Raw genomic sequence first — 14,681 nt, 5'->3', positions numbered from 1 at the left:
CGGCTGGACTACGATCGCGTCGCCATGCTTAACAGATTCCGGCAGTTCTGGACCAAGGTGATCGCCCCGATCGCCAACCTCCTGCTCAAGCTCGGCGTGAGCGCCGACGCGGTCACGCTGGTGGGCACCCTCGGGGTGTCCGCCGCTGCGCTGATCTTCTTCCCACGCGGCCAGATCTGGCTGGGCGTGGTGATCATCACCTGCTTCGTGTTCTCCGACATGATCGACGGCTACATGGCCCGGACCTCGGGGACGTCGTCGAAGTGGGGTTCGTACCTGGACTCCACGCTGGACCGGCTCGGCGACGGCGCGATCTTCGGCGGCCTGGTGATGTACTACGCCAACGCGAATGCCGGCGACTCCACGCTGATGGCCGCGGTCACCCTGTGGGCGCTGGTGATGGGCGCGACCACGTCGTACGCGCGGGCGAAGGCGGAGAGCCTGGGCCTGACGGCGAGCGGCGGGCTGGCCGAGCGGGCGGACCGGCTGGTCTCGGTGCTCGTGGTCGGCTTCTTCTCCGACGTCTTCAACCTGCCGATCCTGCTGAAGATCGTCCTCTGGGCGCTCGCCGTCGCCAGCACGATCACGGTGATCCAGCGGACGCTCGGAGTCCGCAAGCAGGTCCTGGCCGACCCGGCCAACGCGGGCCTGGACACGCCGCCGCCGCCGGCCGAACCCGACGCGAAGAGCTGACGGGTGGACAGCCTTCGCCAGCGGGCTGTCGATCTGGCTTTCGCCCTCGCATGGCTCCTGGTACGACGCCTGCCCGAGCGGACCGTCACCTGGCTGTTCCGGCACGCCGCGGACCGCGTCGTACGGCGCGACGGCCGGGGCGTACGGCGGTTGCGCGGCAACCTGGCCGTGGTTCGTCCGGAGGCGAGCCCGAGCGAGCTCGATGCCCTGACACTGGCGGGGATGCGCTCGTACCTGCGCTACTGGCAGGAGGCGTTCCGGCTGCCGGAGTGGACGGACGAGGAGATCGTCGGCAGTGTCCAGACGGTCAACGAGAAGCTGCTGCGCGATGCCTACGCCGCCGGTCGCGGGGTGATCTGTGCGCTGCCGCACCTGGCGAATTACGACCACGCGGGCGCTTGGGCGGGCCTGACCGGGATGCCGGTCTCCACCGTGGCCGAGCGCCTGCAACCCGAGTCGCTGTTCGACCGCTTCATCGCCTACCGCAAGAAGCTGGGCATGGAAGTCCTCCCGCTGACAGGCGGTGACCACGACGTCACCGGCGTACTCGCGGAGCGCCTGCGCGCGGGTGGATTCGTCTGCCTGGTGGCCGATCGGGACCTGTCCGAGAGCGGTGTCCCGGTGACCTTCTTCGGCCGCCCGTCCCGGATGCCGGCCGGCCCAGCCGCCCTCAGCCTGCGAACAGGCGCACCGCTCATCCCGGCCACTCTGCACTACGACGGCCCCGACCTCGTCATCACCTTCCACGACACGATCGACCCCGAAGGCGGCACGAGCGCGATGACCCAACGCTGCGCCGACGCCTTCGCCGCCGGCGTCGCCGCCCACCCCCAGGACTGGCACATGCTGCAGAGGATTTTCCTCGACGGGTAAGAATCGTTCCGTGAGGATCGGTGTGGTGTGTCCGTACTCGCTGGGGACGCCTGGTGGGGTGCAGAACCACGTTCGCGATCTTGCCGAGGCGCTGCTCCAGGTGGGGCATGAGGTGTCGGTGCTGGCTCCGGTGGACGCTTCCGACCGGGTTCCGCCGTACGTCGTCTCGTCGGGCCGGGCGGTCGGGGTGCCGTACAACGGGTCGGTCGCGCGGGTCACGTTCGGGCCGCGGACGGCCGCCCGGGTGAAGAGCTGGCTGGCCGAGGGTGACTTCGAGGTGGTCCACGTGCACGAGCCGACCACGCCGAGTGCGTCGATCATCGCGCTCTGGTCGGCCGGTGGGCCGTTCGTCGCGACGTTCCACACCTGGCAGGTTCGGTCGCGTGCGATGAGTGCGGCGTCCAGCCTGCTGCGGCCGGCGCTGGAGAAGATCGATGCCCGGATCGCCGTCTCGGAGAACGCCCGGTCGATGATGGTTCAGCACATCGGCGGCGAGGCCGTGGTCATCCCGAACGGGCTGTACACGGACCGCTTCAAAGGCAGCCCGCGCCGCGAGTGGCAGGGCGCCGACGGCACCATCAGCATCCTCGGTCGTCTGGACGAACCCCGCAAAGGACTCGGCGTCCTGATGAAGGCGGTCCCCGCCCTGGTCGCCGAGCGGCCTGGCCTGAGGGTGCTCGTCGCCGGCGCGGGGCAGGCCGACGACGCTCGCCGGGTGCTCCCGGCGCATTGTCGCGACAACGTCCGGTTCCTGGGCGCCGTCGATGACGAGGCCCGTGCGGACATGCTGGCCGGTTCGGATCTCTACATCGCGCCCCATCTGGGTGGTGAGAGCTTCGGCATCGTGCTGCTCGAGGCCATGGCAGCCGGTGCTCCGGTGCTGGCGAGTGATCTGGCGGCGTTCCGTCAGGTGCTCGACGGTGGTGCGTTGGGGGAGATGTTCGAGCCGGGCAACGTACAGGAGCTCACCGCGTGCGCACTGCGCCTCCTGGACTCACCCAAGGAGCGTGACCGGCTCCGCGCTGCCGGACTGAGCGCCGTATCGCGCTATGACTGGTCAGTGCTGCTCCCAGAGCTGATGTCCGTCTATGAGCTCGTGGCTCGGCGGTAGCGCTCCGCCAGCACCTGCAGGTACTCCGTCAGCTCCGGAGGCCCATCGCGTACGACGAAGTCCGCGTCGAGCAGACTCAGGTGGACCGCCAGGCTCTGCACCGTGTCCGCCCCAGTCTCAAGCAGACACGTGCGCGAGTCGATCGGCTCGACCACCCCAACCGCAGGCGTCAGCCGTTCGGCCAGCGCAGCCGCCGGAACATGTACGACGACCGCTGCGCGGTACCGCCAGGCCGCTGCGGACACCCGCCGGGACACGTACGCTGCAACGTCGCCACCCTCGGGCAGGTCACGCGGACTGAACCGCGGACCGGTCGGGATCCGCAGCTGTACCCGATCGACCCGAAACGTCCGCCAGTCCTGTCTCTCCAGGTCGAACGCGACCAGATACCAGCGCCGACCCCAGTTGACCAGCCGATGCGGCTCTACCCGCCGGAGCGTCGACTCACCGCCGTGAGCCGAGTAGTCGAACCGCAACTGCTCCCTGTCCCGGCACAGCCCAGCCAACTGCGTCAGCAGCTCAGGATCGACCTCTGGACCAGCCAGGTCGGACGGGACCTGCACGGTGTAGCTGGCCAACGCACCAACTCGCCTGCGTAGCCGAGACGGCAGCACCTGCTCCAGCTTGGTGAGGGCGCGCAGTGACATCTCCTCGACACCCGCAACGCCTGCTGCCTTGCGCAGACCTATGACGACCGCCACCGCCTCGTCGTCGTCCAGCAACAGCGGTGGCAGCGTCCCGCCGGCGCCCAGTCGGTACCCGCCCACAGAGCCACGTGCCGCGTCGACCGGGTAGCCGAGCGCCCGCAGCCGCTCGATATCGCTCCGGACCGTCCGCGGACTCACCTGCAACTTCTCGGCGAGCTCAGCACCGGTCCAGTCGCGGGGCGACTGCAGCAAGGTCAGCAGCTTCAGCAGTCTGGCGGAGGTTTCGATCATGTCCGGAAGTCTGCCAGGTCATTAGGAATCTAACCCGCCTAATGGGCTTCTAGCGTTGAGACATGACGAACAACACCGAGATCCGACCCTTCCGCATCGAGATCCCGCAGGCCGACCTGGACGACCTGCGCGACCGGCTGGCCCGGACCCGCTGGACCGGCGAGCTCGACATCGACTACACCGGTGCCGTCCAGACCGGACCGCTCCCGCCCGAGTGGGAGTACGGCGTACCGCTGTCCTACGTGCGGCGGCTGACCGAGCAGTGGCTGACGACGTACGACTGGCGTGCGTGGGAGGAGCGGCTGAACTCCTACCCGCAGTTCGTGACCGAGATCGACGGGCAGACGGTGCACTTCCTGCACGTCCGCTCGGCCGACCCGGACGCGATCCCGCTGATCCTGACGCACGGCTGGCCGAACACCTTCCTCGAGTACGTCGACCTGATCGAGCCGCTGACCGCGCCGGCCAACGGCGAGCAGGCGTTCCACCTGGTCATCCCGTCCATCCCGGGCTTCGGCTTCTCCGGACCGACTCACGAGCGAGGCTGGAACCGCTACCGCACCGCGGCCGCGTGGGCCGAGCTGATGCGCCGGCTCGGCTACGAGCGGTACGGCGCTCACGGCAACGACGGTGGTTCGTACGTGTCGCCGGAGGTCGGCCGCGTCGATCCCGAGCACGTGATCGGCGTACACGTGACGCAGCTGTTCTCGTTCCCGAGCGGGAACCCGGACGAGTTGGACAACCTGACCGCGGAGGAGGAGGGGTACCTGCAGTTCCTGCAGTTCTTCAACGACAACATGGGTGGGTACGCGAAACTGCAGGAGCAGACCCCGCAGAACGTCGCGCACGCGCTGGCCGATTCGCCGACCGGGCAGCTGGCGTGGGTCGCGCAGCTGCTGAGCGGCTGCAGCGACGAGCACGTGCTCACCAACGCGACCATCTACTGGCTGACGAACACCGGTGCGTCCTCGGCTCGCTTCTACTATGAGGACAAGCACGCCGACCACCCGAAGGAGCCGACCACCGCGCCGACCGGGCTGGCCAGCTTCGCGTTCGACTTCCGGCCGCTGCGCCGGCTCGCCGAGCGGGATCACGCGAACATCGTGTCCTGGCACGAGTTCGACCGCGGCAGCCACTGGGCGACGCAGGACGCGCCGGATCTGCTGCTGCAGGACCTTCGGGAGTTCTTCGCGGCGCTGAAGTGATCAGCGGCGAGTACGGAAGGCATTGAGGAGTGCACTGCGGGCGTCACCCGGCAGGGCGTCGGCGGGCAGGCCGGTGAGGGCCTGTGCCGTCTGGCGCATCTGCTCGAGGTAGCGCCCGCAGCCGTCGCACAGGGCGAGGTGGTCGATGAAGTCCTGCTCCGCCTCAGCGCTCAGGGCGCCCTCGAGGAACGCCGTCACCTGCTCGACGAACTCACGACATTCCAATTCGCTCATGAGTAATAATCCTCCAGTTTGCCGCGCAGGAACGCACGCGCTCGATGCAACAGCACCCGTTGATTGGCCGGCGTGATCCCGAGCAGTTCGCAGACTTCGTCGTACGGGCAGCCCTCGATGTCTCGCAGTACGACGACGACCCGCTGGCGCTCGGGGAGCTCGGCCAGGGCCTCGGTCAGGTACGCGCGGACCTCACCACTCAGCAGACCCTGCTCGGGCGACGGCCAGGCCGCCGGAAAGTCCCACCAGTGGCCCGGGAACGGGTCGCCGGCCGGGCGGAAGCGGCTCGGGTCCACGGTCGGGCCGGAGTCGTCGACGCTGCTCATCGGAACGACCTTGTACTCGCGGACGCCGCGGCGCTTGGCCGTATTCGTGAGGATCCGGTAGACCCAGGTCTTGAGCGAGGAGCGGCCTTCGAACCGGTCGATGCCCTCGATGACCGCGAGCCATGTCTCCTGCACGACCTCCGCAGCCGACTCCTCGGTCGACACGAACGACCGGGCCAGCCGCAGCATCCCGCCGGACCACCCGTCCAGCAGCGTCGCGAACGCGTCCTCGTCCCCGGTCCGCAACCGTTCGAGGAGGACGTCGTCAGCCATCGGCTCAGCGTAGCGGGACCGCATGCCGCTGAACCCAGACGAGTGCGGCACCGGCCAGGGCGACCGCGCCGGTGATCATCCAGCCGGACACGTAGACGCCGGCCTGCTTGCTCAAGGCACCGAAGACGAGCGCGAACGGGGTGAACAGCAACCACGAGACCGCACTGATCCCGGAGGCCACGCCGGTCCGGATCGTCGACGGTACGGCGTCGTGCAGCAGGTGGCTGAGGTGGATGCCGATGACCACCAGCAGGAAGGTCAGCGCGACCATGGCAGCGGTGAGCGCGGCCAGGCTGCGACTCGTCGTCATGGTCAGACAGGCCGCGATCATGATCAGTACGACGAGTGCCACCGAGAGCAATCGGTCGAGGTGGAGCCGGCTCGCCAGCAGGCCGCCGATGCCGAGCGTCCCGACCAGGAGCGCCCAGAACGGTCCGTAGTACGAGGCCTGTGTCTTCAGGGTGATCAGCCACAGGGGACCGAACTCGAACATCGCTTGCAGGAGCATCGCTCCCATGACGGTGGCCGCCGCGATCGGGACGAGCCGGCCGCGATGGGTGATCGCGCGGTAGGTGACGACCAGGTGGTCCCGCAGTGAGGTCCGCTCGCTGACCTGGTGCAGCCTGGGCTCGCGGAACCGGCTCAGCGCGACGAGGTAGAGCAACCCGAACGGCAGCGTCAAGAAGTACGTCGCCCGTGGCGAAAGCGCAGCCGCGATCCATCCACCGGCCAAGGCGCTTCCGACCAGCGCGACACTCTCGACGAACCGCACCCAGCCGATCCGCCGCTCGTACTCCGCACTGTCCCCGGTCTCCTCGAGCACCACGTCGTACACGATCGCCTCGACGGTTCCGGAGTACATCGCGAAGTAGATCCCGAGGATCAGCGCCGCGACGATGTACGTCACCACGTTCTGGCTGATCGCGCCGATGAACACGCTCACCAGCAGCGCCACTCCGGCCACCATCAGTACGCCCCGCCGCGACCACCGATCCGCCAGCACCCCGGAGACAACCTCCGCCACCGGCACCAGCGCCGCGTACGCCGCGGCCATCAGGCCGATCGTCGCCGCGTCGAAGCCGATCCCTACCAGGAACAACTTCTCGACCGGCACCCAGAACCCGACGCCCTGCAGGAAGCCGGCAACCCACAAGGGCACGAGCCGTGCACCCACGTGCGGACGAGTCTGCAACATGACAACTCCAGGGCTGAGTGGATCCGGTCAGCCCTGCAGTGTCATGAGGGTGGAGAAGCGTTACACCAGCTTCGCGGCGGTGGCGTTGATCGCGTCGAAGTCGCCGGGCGCCGGGTGCCAGGGAAGCTGCAGCGGGTCGTCCTGGTAGCGGGGGATGACGTGCAGGTGGGTGTGGAAGACGGACTGCCAGGCAGCCTCGCCGATGCAGCTCAGGAGGTTGGCGCCGTCGGCGTCCAGGCGCTCGATCACCCGGCCGACCAGCGACTGCGCGAGCAGAGTCGCGGCGATGAGGTCCTCGGCATCGGCCTCGCGGAGGTCGGTGGAGTGGGCCCGCGGGAGCACCAGCAGATGCCCGGCGGTCGCCGGGTTGATGTCCATGAAGGCGATCGCCCGGTCGGCCTCGGCCACCCGCGTCGACGGAATGGTGCCGGCCACGATCCCGCAGAAGAGACAGTTCTCGCTCATCGGCCCAGGCTATACACTGCGCGAGCCGAACCCTGCCCATCCTTGGGCCCACCTCGAGGAGCCCGATGTCGGACGAACTCCTGCGGCCGACCATCGCGGCCGCGGCCCGATCCACGGCCCGCCCGTGGCGGCTGCTGTACCTGGGGTACGTCGCAGTGCTCGGCGGGATCCTGCCCGTCACGTGGCTCTCGTTCGTGAACAGCCGCCGCCTCGGAGTCAGTCCGGCCCGGCGACTGCTGATCGTGGTCATCGGGTTGGCCGGACTCGTCGCCGAGATCCTGGTGGCCGGCTGGCTGTTCGGCGGCGACGACGGCCAGGCTTTGGCGCGGCTGACGCCGGTCCGGGTGATCGCCGCGCTGGCCTACCTGGTCCAGATGCGCCTGCAGCTCCCGATGGAGCGTGCGTTCCAGTTGCGTGGCGGCGAGCACGCGACCCGGTTCGGCGCCGGCCACATCGTCCTGATCGGAGTCGGTGTAATGGCTGAGGTCCTGATCGTCTTGGTGGCCGGATCATGACCGAACCGGCGGAGTCCCGCCTGCAACTGGCCGGCCACTGGCTGCAGATCGGCCGTCCCGAGCGAGCGCTGGGCGAACTCGACGCGCTGCCCGGCGACGCGGCGCTCGACGTCCGCGCCTATCTGTTCCGCGGTACGGCGCTCCACCAGCTGGATCGGAACGCCGAAGCCATCGACGTACTGCAGGACGGGCTCGGCCGGCACGGACCGTTCCCGCCGCTGCTGCAGGTGCTGGGCTACGCGCTGCGGGCCGAGGGCCGGTTGTCCGAGGCCGAGTCGGTGTTCCTGCAGGGGCTGAGTCTCGACCCGACCGACCCGGATCTGCTGATCGGGTACGCCCGCGTGTGCCTGGCCGCCGGACAGGTGGAGAAGGCGAGCGCGCTGGTCGAGCGGGCGGCGTCGCAGGTCCCGGAGAGCGTCGTGGTCTCGGCGGCCCGGGCCGAGGTCGCGTTCGCGCTCGGCAAGGACCGGGACATGCGCCGGCACAGCGTGGAGGCGCTGTCGCACGATCCCGAGGACCCGCACGCGCGGGCGTTGCACGGCACCGCCTCGATGCTGACGGGTGACGCCCGCGCCGGGTACGACTCGCTGCGGTCCGCGGCCGCGTCCCAGCCGGGTGATGCCGACCTGCGTGCCGCTGCTCGTGAGGCCAAGCTGGTCAACCATCCGCTGATGCTGCCGCTGCGCCCGTTCGCGCGGTTCAACCCGCTGGTCGTCTGGATCGGCGCGGTGGCGATCATCTACGGTCTCCGGATCGCCGGTCTGGGTCCGCTGTCGTTCGTCTTCGCCATGGTCTGGCTCGCCTTCTGCGTCTATTCCTGGGTGGTCCCACCACTCGTCCGCCGCTGGATCAGCCGAAAGTGGGGCCAATGACCAACGACCGGATTGCCGCGTTGCGGAAGGCGGTTGAGGCTACGCCGGATGATGTGCTGCTGCGGCTGGTGCTGGCTGAGTCGCTGGTGAACGCGGAGGCCACGGAGGAGGCCCTCGACCAGTACGTCGTCCTGCTCGATCAGCACGGTCTCCCGGATGACCAGTTCGTGCCGGTGGGCGAGTTGGCCGCGGCGAACGGGCGGCTCGCCCTCCTGCGCAACCTGCTCGAGGCGGCCCGGCAGCAGGGTGTGGTCGAGGGGACAGGCCGGCTTCAGCAGCTTGTCGACGGCATGATCGCCGAGCGCAGCGGCGTACGGATCAAGGTCGGCCCCGAGGAGGAGCTGGACCCCCTGACCGCGGACACCGCCAAGGAGACCACCACCTTCGACCAGGTCGGCGGGATGGAGGACATCAAGCGGGTCATCCACCGGATGGTGATCCTGCCGCTGAGCCGCCCGGAGCTGTACGAGAAGTACGGCCGGAAGTCGGGCGGCGGCGTGATGCTCTACGGCCCGCCCGGCTGCGGGAAGACGCTGCTCGCGCGGGCGACCGCGGGGGAGTGCGGCCTGCCGTTCATCAACGTCCGGATCGAGGACGTGATGGACCCGTACCTCGGCGTCTCCGAGCGGAACCTGCACGCCGCCTTCGAGCGCGCCCGGGCGAACGCGCCGTGCGTCCTGTTCCTCGACGAGCTCGATGCGCTGGCCTTCGCGCGGCACAAGCACGGCGGATCCGAGGCTCGCCGGCTGGTCGACGTACTGCTCCAGGAGCTCGACGCGATCGGCTCCGAGAACGAGGGCCTGCTCGTACTCGCGGCAACCAACGCACCCTGGGACGTGGACGAAGCGATGCTCCGGCCGGGCCGCTTCGACCGGGTGATCTTCGTCCCGCCGCCGGACGCGGCCGCCCGCGCCGACATCCTGTCCGTGCTGGTGAAGGACGTGCCGGCCGACGGGCTGGATCTCAAGGCCCTCGCCGGCCAGACGCCGATGTTCAGTGGTGCGGACCTGCGCGCGCTGATCGAGCGCGGCGTCGACCGCGTGATCGACGAGGCCCTCTCGTCCGGTGGCGAGCCGCCGTTGGGCACGCAGCACCTGGCCGAGGCGCTCACCACGGTCAAGCCGTCCACACTCGAGTGGCTGCACCGCGTGCGCTCGTACATCGAGTTCGCCAACCAGAGCGAGCGGTACGACGACGTCGCGGCGTACCTGAAGTCACGCGACGTCCGCCGCCGGCTCAGCCGAGACACCAAAGGCTGAGCCGGCGCGGACTCGTCAGGAGGACGACTTGACCTTCGTCGCCGCGGAGTCCGGCATCGGTTCGTAGCGGGCGAACTGCCGGCTGAACGACGCCGAACCATGTGACAGCGAACGCAGGTCGATCGTGTAGCGGGTGATCTCCACCTGCGGCACTTCCGCCTTCACCAGTGTCCGATCTTCGCCGACCTTGTCGGTCCCGAGGAGGCGCCCGCGCCGGCCGGACAGGTCACTCATCACCGCGCCGACCAGGTCGTCCGGAATCAGCACCGACACCAGGTCGACCGGCTCCAGCAGATTCACCTTCGTCGCCGCCGCGGCCTCGCGGAGCGCGAGCCCGCCGGCCATTTGGAACGCCATGTCCGACGAGTCGACGCTGTGGGCCTTCCCGTCGAGCAGCGTGACGCGGATGTTCACCATCGGATACCCGGCGGAGACCCCCCGCTCCATCTGCGCCCGGACGCCCTTCTCGACACTCGGGATGAACTGCCGCGGTACGGCGCCACCGACCACCTTGTCGACGAACTCGAACTCCGCTCCCTGCGGCAGCGGCTCCACCTCGATGTCGCAGACGGCGTACTGACCATGGCCGCCGGACTGCTTCACGTGCCGTCCGTGCCCCTTCGCCTTCCCACCGAACGTCTCCCGCAGCGGCACGCGCAACTCCACGGTGTCGACGGTGACGCCGTACCGGCTGGACAAGGCATCGAGTACGACGTCCGAGTGAGCCTCACCCATGCACCAGAGCACGATCTGGTGCGTCTCCGGGTTCTGCTCGATCCGTAGCGTCGGGTCCTCGGCGGCGAGCCGCTGCAACCCGACACTCAGCTTGTCCTCGTCGGTCTTCGCATGGGCCTGGACAGCGATCGGCAGCAACGGCTCGGGCATGGTCCATGGCTTCAGCAGCAGCGGATCGGCCTTGTCGGACAACGTGTCACCGGTCTCGGCCCTGGTCAGCCGTCCGATCGCGCACAGGTCGCCCGCGACCACGGCCGGCGCCGGTCGCTGCACCTTGCCGAGCGGGAACGACAGCGTGCCGATCCGCTCGTCCTCGTCGTGGTCGGCGTGCGAGTTGTGCTCACCGAAGAACGACGTGAAATGGCCCGACACGTGAACCGTCGTGTCGGGCCTGATGGTGCCGGAGAACACCCGGACCAGGCTGACCCTGCCGACGTACGGATCCGACGTCGTCTTCACCACCTCGGCGAGCAGCGGCCCGTCCGGGTCGCAGGTCAGGCCCTTGCGTGCTACTCCGTGCGGCGTGAAGACCTCGGGCAGTGTGTGCTCGGGCGGTGACGGGAAGCCGCTGGTGGCCACCTCCAGCAGCTCGAACGTGCCCACGCCGGAGGCGCTGCAGACCGGGATGACCGGGAAGAACGAGCCGCGCGCGACCGCGTGCTCGAGGTCCTCGATCAGCACCTTCTGGTCGATCTCCTCGCCCTCGAGGTACCGGTCCATCAGCGACTCGTCCTCGGACTCCTCGATGATCCCTTCGATCAGCGTGCCGCGGAGTTCCTCGATCTCGTCGCCGTACGACGGATCCGGGGCCGAGGGCGAACGTTTGCCGTCCACGTAGCCGAAGTACGACTGCGACAGCAGCCCGATCAGCCCGTCACCAGCGGGCAGGTAGAGCGGCAGGACCTTGTCGCCGAACGCGGCCTGCGCCGCGGCGAGCGCGGTCTGGTAGTTGGCCCGGGCATGGTCCAACTTGGTGATCACGACGGCGCGGGGCATCCCGACCTGGTCGCACTCCTGCCAGACCGACTTGGTCGGTTCGTCGACGCCCTCGCTCGCCGAGATGACGAACAGCGCGCAGTCGGCGGCGCGCAGCCCGGCCCGCAGTTCGCCGACGAAATCGGCGTACCCGGGGGTGTCGATCAGGTTCAGCTTGACGCCGTCGTGCGGCAGCGAGGCGAGCGACAGGCCCACCGAGCGTTGCTGCCGGATCTCGGCGTCGTCGAAGTCGCACACCGTGGTTCCGTCCAGGACGGTGCCGGGTCTGTTCAGGACGCCGGAGGCCACCAGCAGGGCCTCGACAAGGGTGGTCTTGCCGGACCCGGACGGGCCGACCAGCACCACGTTGCGGATGGCGTCCGGGCTGTCCACAGCGGGCGCGGCTCCGGTGCCATGGGAAGTGTTCGTCTTGTCTGCCATGACGTTCCTCCTGGTCCACCCACCATTCCCCCAACGGCCACTTCGCACAAGAGCCATCACGTTCCGGATTCGCCGCGGGCATCCCACGCCCGGACCCCCGCGCTCGGTAGTGTCGCCGCCATGCGAAGGGCACTCGGGGTCGTCATCAGCACGCTCGTCGCCGGTCTGGCGATCGCCGGGTTCGCGGTTCCCGCTTCGGCCGCCACCGTCGACGTGGTGAAGTCGTTCACGATCGACTACACCGTGACCCCCGACGGCGTGCTGCAGGTGAAGGAGACCATCGCCTACACCTTCGACAGCACCGGCCGGCACGGGATCTACCGGGACCTGGTAACCCGGGAGCCGTACACCGACGACGATTCGAAGGACCAGAAGTACGAGGTCTCGAACATCAAGGTGTCTGCGAGTCCGGGAGTATCCGACGAGTTCAGCACCGAGACGACCTCGTCCAACCAGGGCCGGTACGAGGAGTTGCGGATCAAGATCGGCTCGGAGAACGAGACGATCCCCGGGTACGACGCGACGTACGTGATCACGTACGACGTCCGCGGCGCGCTCCGGCACTTCGCGGACCACAGCGAGCTCTACTGGGATGCGACCGGATCGGCCTGGGCCGCCGAGATGAACCAGGTGACGATCAACGTCACGGTGCCGGACGGTGTGCAGCAGACGCAATGCTTCCAGGGCGTGGCGGGCTCGACGCAGGAATGCTCGGCCACGGTGACCGGCGGGAAGGGTGTCTTCGGCGCCACCAACCTTCCTCGGGGCGAGCAGTTGACGATCGTCGCCGGGATCAAGGCCGGCGTGGTCAGCAACGACGCGCCGATCGTGGTCGACCCGCCGAGCTGGATGGAGCGGAACGGGGTCTCCTGGCTCGCGCTGGCCGGTTCGGGCGCGGTCAGCCTGGCCGCGATCGTCGTCGCCGCGCTCTATTCGAAGAACGGGAACAAGGACCAGCGGTACGCCGGGATGCCGCCGGGCACGTTCCCGCCGGACGGGGTCGCGGCGCAGCCGGTGAAGGACGAACTGCGCGAGGACCAGCTCCCGGTCGCGTTCGCGCCGCCGAAGATCCCGGTGGCCGAGGGCGGCCTGCTGATCGACGCGAAGGCGACCACCACGGAGACCGCGGCGACGCTCATCGACATGGCGGTGCGCGGCGGCGTACGGATCGAGAACACGGGCAACGACCAGAAGGCGGTGCTGGTGAACGCGGCGGTCGCGACGGCGCCGCATGAGCAGATGCTGCTGTCAGGGCTGTTCCCGTCGCTGCAGCCGGGGTCGGAGGTGCTGCTGCGCCGCGGAGCGGTGGGCGATCACACGATGCGCCAGGCGCATGACGGGATGATCCGGGCGTTGCGGGACCAGGTGAAGCAGCGCGGGTGGTACGTGCGGATGCCGCGGGCGGGTGGCGGTTCCGCGTTCAAGAACGGCACCGGCTGCGCGTGCGTGGGGATGATCGCGATCTGGGTGTTCGGCGCCGGCCTGGCCGGGACGATCACCGGGGCGGCGACCGGCGGGCTCGGCCGGGCGGTGCTGATCGTGGTCCCCGTGATCGCGGTGATCGTTGCCATCGGCATCTGGATCGCGAAGCGCGGGAAGGGGCAGCGGAACCCGGCCGGGCGGGCGGTGACCGATCAGCTGGTCGGCTTCCGCCAGTACCTGGCCACCGCGGAGGCGGATCAGTTGCGCTTCGAGGAGGGGGAGGACATCTTCTCGAAGTACCTCCCGTGGGCGATCGCCTTCGGGCTGGCCGACCGCTGGCAGAAGGTGTGCGAGCAACTCGTCGCCGCCGGGCGGCTGACGCCCGACCCGTACTGGTACGTCGGCCCGTCCTACTACAGCTCCGGCTGGACCGCCGGCGCCGTCAGCTCCACGGTCGCCCACACCTTCGACCCGCCGCCCGCCCCGGCCAGCAGCGGCGGAGGCGGCGGCAGCTCCTCCGGCTTCAGCGGCGGCTCCTCAGGCGGCGGAGGAGGCGGCGGCGGAGGCGGCAGCTGGTAGGCCCCGCCGCAGCGCGAGCGTCAGGCAGTTCCGCCGGCTGCCGGGGGAGCTGTGGGGTCGTTGCCGCCGTCTCCGATGACCTCGCGGGCGAGGAAGTCTTCGAGGTGGAACAGGTTGTCACCGGCCCGCTTCGCGACGTTGACGAGCGTCTTCATCGCGGCGACCTCCTCGACCTGCTCCTTCAGGAACCACTGCATGAACTGCTCGCCGATGTAATCCGACTCGTCCCGCGCCGTCCGGGCCAGCGTCTCGACCTGCTTGGTGACCGTGATCTCCTGCGCCAGCGCCAGTTCCAGCGGGTCCAGCGCGGTCTTGAAGTCCGACCGGACCTCGCCGACCGACGGGATGTGCGGCCGGATGTCCTTGTCCAGCAGGTACTGGACCATCATCATCGCGTGGTTCCGCTCTTCCAGGGACTGCTTGTAGAAGTGCGACGCGAGCTGCGGAAGGTCCTGCTCGTCGAACCAGACAGCGACCGCGACATACTGCTGGGACGCGGTGAATTCGTTGCGGATCTGTTCTTGCAGAAGTTTCTCGTACGTGCTCATTGCGTCAATCTAGTGGCCTCGA

Annotated in this window: 15 protein-coding genes; 8 read left to right on the top strand and 7 right to left on the bottom strand. The window is 69.0% G+C overall.

Going from position 1 to position 14,681, the window contains the following annotated elements; translation table 11 throughout:
* The first annotated feature begins 24 nt into the window (after positions 1–24).
* The 3 genes from pgsA to ACZ3HV_RS34275 are packed head-to-tail and all read left to right on the top strand — an operon-like array spanning position 25 to position 2,677.
* Complete coding sequence (gene pgsA, locus ACZ3HV_RS34285; RefSeq protein WP_465690541.1) at positions 25–693, top strand: phosphatidylinositol phosphate synthase; 669 nt, start codon at positions 25–27, stop codon at positions 691–693.
* A gap of 3 nt (positions 694–696) precedes the next feature.
* A complete protein-coding gene (locus ACZ3HV_RS34280; RefSeq protein ID WP_465690539.1) occupies positions 697–1,566 on the top strand; it encodes a phosphatidylinositol mannoside acyltransferase in 870 nt (289 codons plus the stop codon).
* Positions 1,567–1,576: 10 nt separating this feature from the next.
* Entirely contained in the window at positions 1,577–2,677 is a 1,101-nt protein-coding gene (locus ACZ3HV_RS34275) for a glycosyltransferase family 4 protein (protein ID WP_465690537.1), read from the top strand.
* Here ACZ3HV_RS34275 and ACZ3HV_RS34270 read toward each other — a convergent pair.
* Entirely contained in the window at positions 2,653–3,615 is a 963-nt protein-coding gene (locus tag ACZ3HV_RS34270) for a helix-turn-helix transcriptional regulator (RefSeq protein WP_465690535.1), read from the bottom strand. The genes ACZ3HV_RS34275 and ACZ3HV_RS34270 overlap by 25 nt on opposite strands.
* A gap of 62 nt (positions 3,616–3,677) precedes the next feature.
* Between ACZ3HV_RS34270 and ACZ3HV_RS34265 the strand changes: the two genes are divergently transcribed.
* Positions 3,678–4,820 (top strand): epoxide hydrolase family protein, encoded by a 1,143-nt coding sequence (locus ACZ3HV_RS34265; protein ID WP_465690533.1) that lies wholly within the window; start codon positions 3,678–3,680, stop codon positions 4,818–4,820.
* Here ACZ3HV_RS34265 and ACZ3HV_RS34260 read toward each other — a convergent pair whose 3' ends face one another.
* The 4 genes from ACZ3HV_RS34260 to ACZ3HV_RS34245 are packed head-to-tail and all read right to left on the bottom strand — an operon-like array spanning position 4,821 to position 7,313.
* Positions 4,821–5,054, bottom strand: a complete 234-nt coding sequence (locus ACZ3HV_RS34260; RefSeq protein WP_465690531.1) for an anti-sigma factor family protein — start codon at positions 5,052–5,054, stop codon at positions 4,821–4,823.
* Positions 5,051–5,653: an RNA polymerase sigma factor gene (locus ACZ3HV_RS34255; protein WP_360377505.1), complete on the bottom strand. Its 603-nt coding sequence runs from the start codon at positions 5,651–5,653 to the stop codon at positions 5,051–5,053. The genes ACZ3HV_RS34260 and ACZ3HV_RS34255 overlap by 4 nt, the downstream gene beginning before the upstream one ends.
* 4 nt (positions 5,654–5,657) lie before the next feature.
* The gene (locus ACZ3HV_RS34250; protein WP_465690528.1) at positions 5,658–6,848 is read right to left on the bottom strand and encodes an MFS transporter; all 1,191 of its coding nucleotides are present in this window, start codon (positions 6,846–6,848) and stop codon (positions 5,658–5,660) included.
* 60 nt (positions 6,849–6,908) lie between these two features.
* Positions 6,909–7,313: an HIT family protein gene (locus ACZ3HV_RS34245; RefSeq protein WP_465690526.1), complete on the bottom strand. Its 405-nt coding sequence runs from the start codon at positions 7,311–7,313 to the stop codon at positions 6,909–6,911.
* Positions 7,314–7,378: 65 nt separating this feature from the next.
* On the opposite strand from ACZ3HV_RS34245, the gene ACZ3HV_RS34240 reads away from it, so the two are divergent.
* Genes ACZ3HV_RS34240 through ACZ3HV_RS34230 form a run of 3 tightly spaced genes read left to right on the top strand, consistent with a single transcriptional unit; the run spans position 7,379 to position 9,959 of the window.
* On the top strand, positions 7,379–7,828 hold the full coding sequence (locus ACZ3HV_RS34240) for a hypothetical protein (protein ID WP_465690524.1): 450 nt from the start codon (positions 7,379–7,381) through the stop codon (positions 7,826–7,828).
* The gene (locus tag ACZ3HV_RS34235; RefSeq protein WP_465690522.1) at positions 7,825–8,700 is read left to right on the top strand and encodes a tetratricopeptide repeat protein; all 876 of its coding nucleotides are present in this window, start codon (positions 7,825–7,827) and stop codon (positions 8,698–8,700) included. Before ACZ3HV_RS34240 ends, ACZ3HV_RS34235 begins: the two co-directional genes overlap by 4 nt.
* Positions 8,697–9,959: an AAA family ATPase gene (locus ACZ3HV_RS34230; RefSeq protein WP_465690520.1), complete on the top strand. Its 1,263-nt coding sequence runs from the start codon at positions 8,697–8,699 to the stop codon at positions 9,957–9,959. The genes ACZ3HV_RS34235 and ACZ3HV_RS34230 overlap by 4 nt, the downstream gene beginning before the upstream one ends.
* Positions 9,960–9,974: 15 nt before the next feature.
* On the opposite strand, the gene ACZ3HV_RS34225 is transcribed toward ACZ3HV_RS34230, so the two are convergent.
* Positions 9,975–12,110: an elongation factor G-like protein EF-G2 gene (locus tag ACZ3HV_RS34225; RefSeq protein ID WP_465690519.1), complete on the bottom strand. Its 2,136-nt coding sequence runs from the start codon at positions 12,108–12,110 to the stop codon at positions 9,975–9,977.
* A gap of 120 nt (positions 12,111–12,230) precedes the next feature.
* Between ACZ3HV_RS34225 and ACZ3HV_RS34220 the strand changes: the two genes are divergently transcribed.
* On the top strand, positions 12,231–14,111 hold the full coding sequence (locus ACZ3HV_RS34220; RefSeq protein WP_465690518.1) for a DUF2207 domain-containing protein: 1,881 nt from the start codon (positions 12,231–12,233) through the stop codon (positions 14,109–14,111).
* 20 nt (positions 14,112–14,131) lie between these two features.
* On the opposite strand, the gene ACZ3HV_RS34215 is transcribed toward ACZ3HV_RS34220, so the two are convergent.
* Positions 14,132–14,659: a ferritin gene (locus ACZ3HV_RS34215; protein WP_465690517.1), complete on the bottom strand. Its 528-nt coding sequence runs from the start codon at positions 14,657–14,659 to the stop codon at positions 14,132–14,134.
* Positions 14,660–14,681: the final 22 nt, after the last annotated feature.

Source organism: Kribbella sp. NPDC020701 (assembly GCF_055562215.1).
This window is presented reverse-complemented; position numbering and strand designations above follow the sequence as displayed.

Bases quoted from the DNA above. Each gene is read 5' to 3' on its own strand.
- ACZ3HV_RS34265 (WP_465690533.1), top strand. From the start codon at position 3,678: ATGACGAACAACACCGAGATCCGACCCTTCCGCATCGAGATCCCGCAG.
- ACZ3HV_RS34240 (WP_465690524.1), top strand. From the start codon at position 7,379: ATGTCGGACGAACTCCTGCGGCCGACCATCGCGGCCGCGGCCCGATCC.
- ACZ3HV_RS34260 (WP_465690531.1), bottom strand. From the start codon at position 5,054: ATGAGCGAATTGGAATGTCGTGAGTTCGTCGAGCAGGTGACGGCGTTC.
- ACZ3HV_RS34220 (WP_465690518.1), top strand. From the start codon at position 12,231: ATGCGAAGGGCACTCGGGGTCGTCATCAGCACGCTCGTCGCCGGTCTG.
- ACZ3HV_RS34235 (WP_465690522.1), top strand. From the start codon at position 7,825: ATGACCGAACCGGCGGAGTCCCGCCTGCAACTGGCCGGCCACTGGCTG.
- ACZ3HV_RS34270 (WP_465690535.1), bottom strand. From the start codon at position 3,615: ATGATCGAAACCTCCGCCAGACTGCTGAAGCTGCTGACCTTGCTGCAG.
- ACZ3HV_RS34250 (WP_465690528.1), bottom strand. From the start codon at position 6,848: ATGTTGCAGACTCGTCCGCACGTGGGTGCACGGCTCGTGCCCTTGTGG.
- pgsA (WP_465690541.1), top strand. From the start codon at position 25: ATGCTTAACAGATTCCGGCAGTTCTGGACCAAGGTGATCGCCCCGATC.
- ACZ3HV_RS34255 (WP_360377505.1), bottom strand. From the start codon at position 5,653: ATGGCTGACGACGTCCTCCTCGAACGGTTGCGGACCGGGGACGAGGAC.
- ACZ3HV_RS34225 (WP_465690519.1), bottom strand. From the start codon at position 12,110: ATGGCAGACAAGACGAACACTTCCCATGGCACCGGAGCCGCGCCCGCT.
- ACZ3HV_RS34245 (WP_465690526.1), bottom strand. From the start codon at position 7,313: ATGAGCGAGAACTGTCTCTTCTGCGGGATCGTGGCCGGCACCATTCCG.
- ACZ3HV_RS34230 (WP_465690520.1), top strand. From the start codon at position 8,697: ATGACCAACGACCGGATTGCCGCGTTGCGGAAGGCGGTTGAGGCTACG.
- ACZ3HV_RS34215 (WP_465690517.1), bottom strand. From the start codon at position 14,659: ATGAGCACGTACGAGAAACTTCTGCAAGAACAGATCCGCAACGAATTC.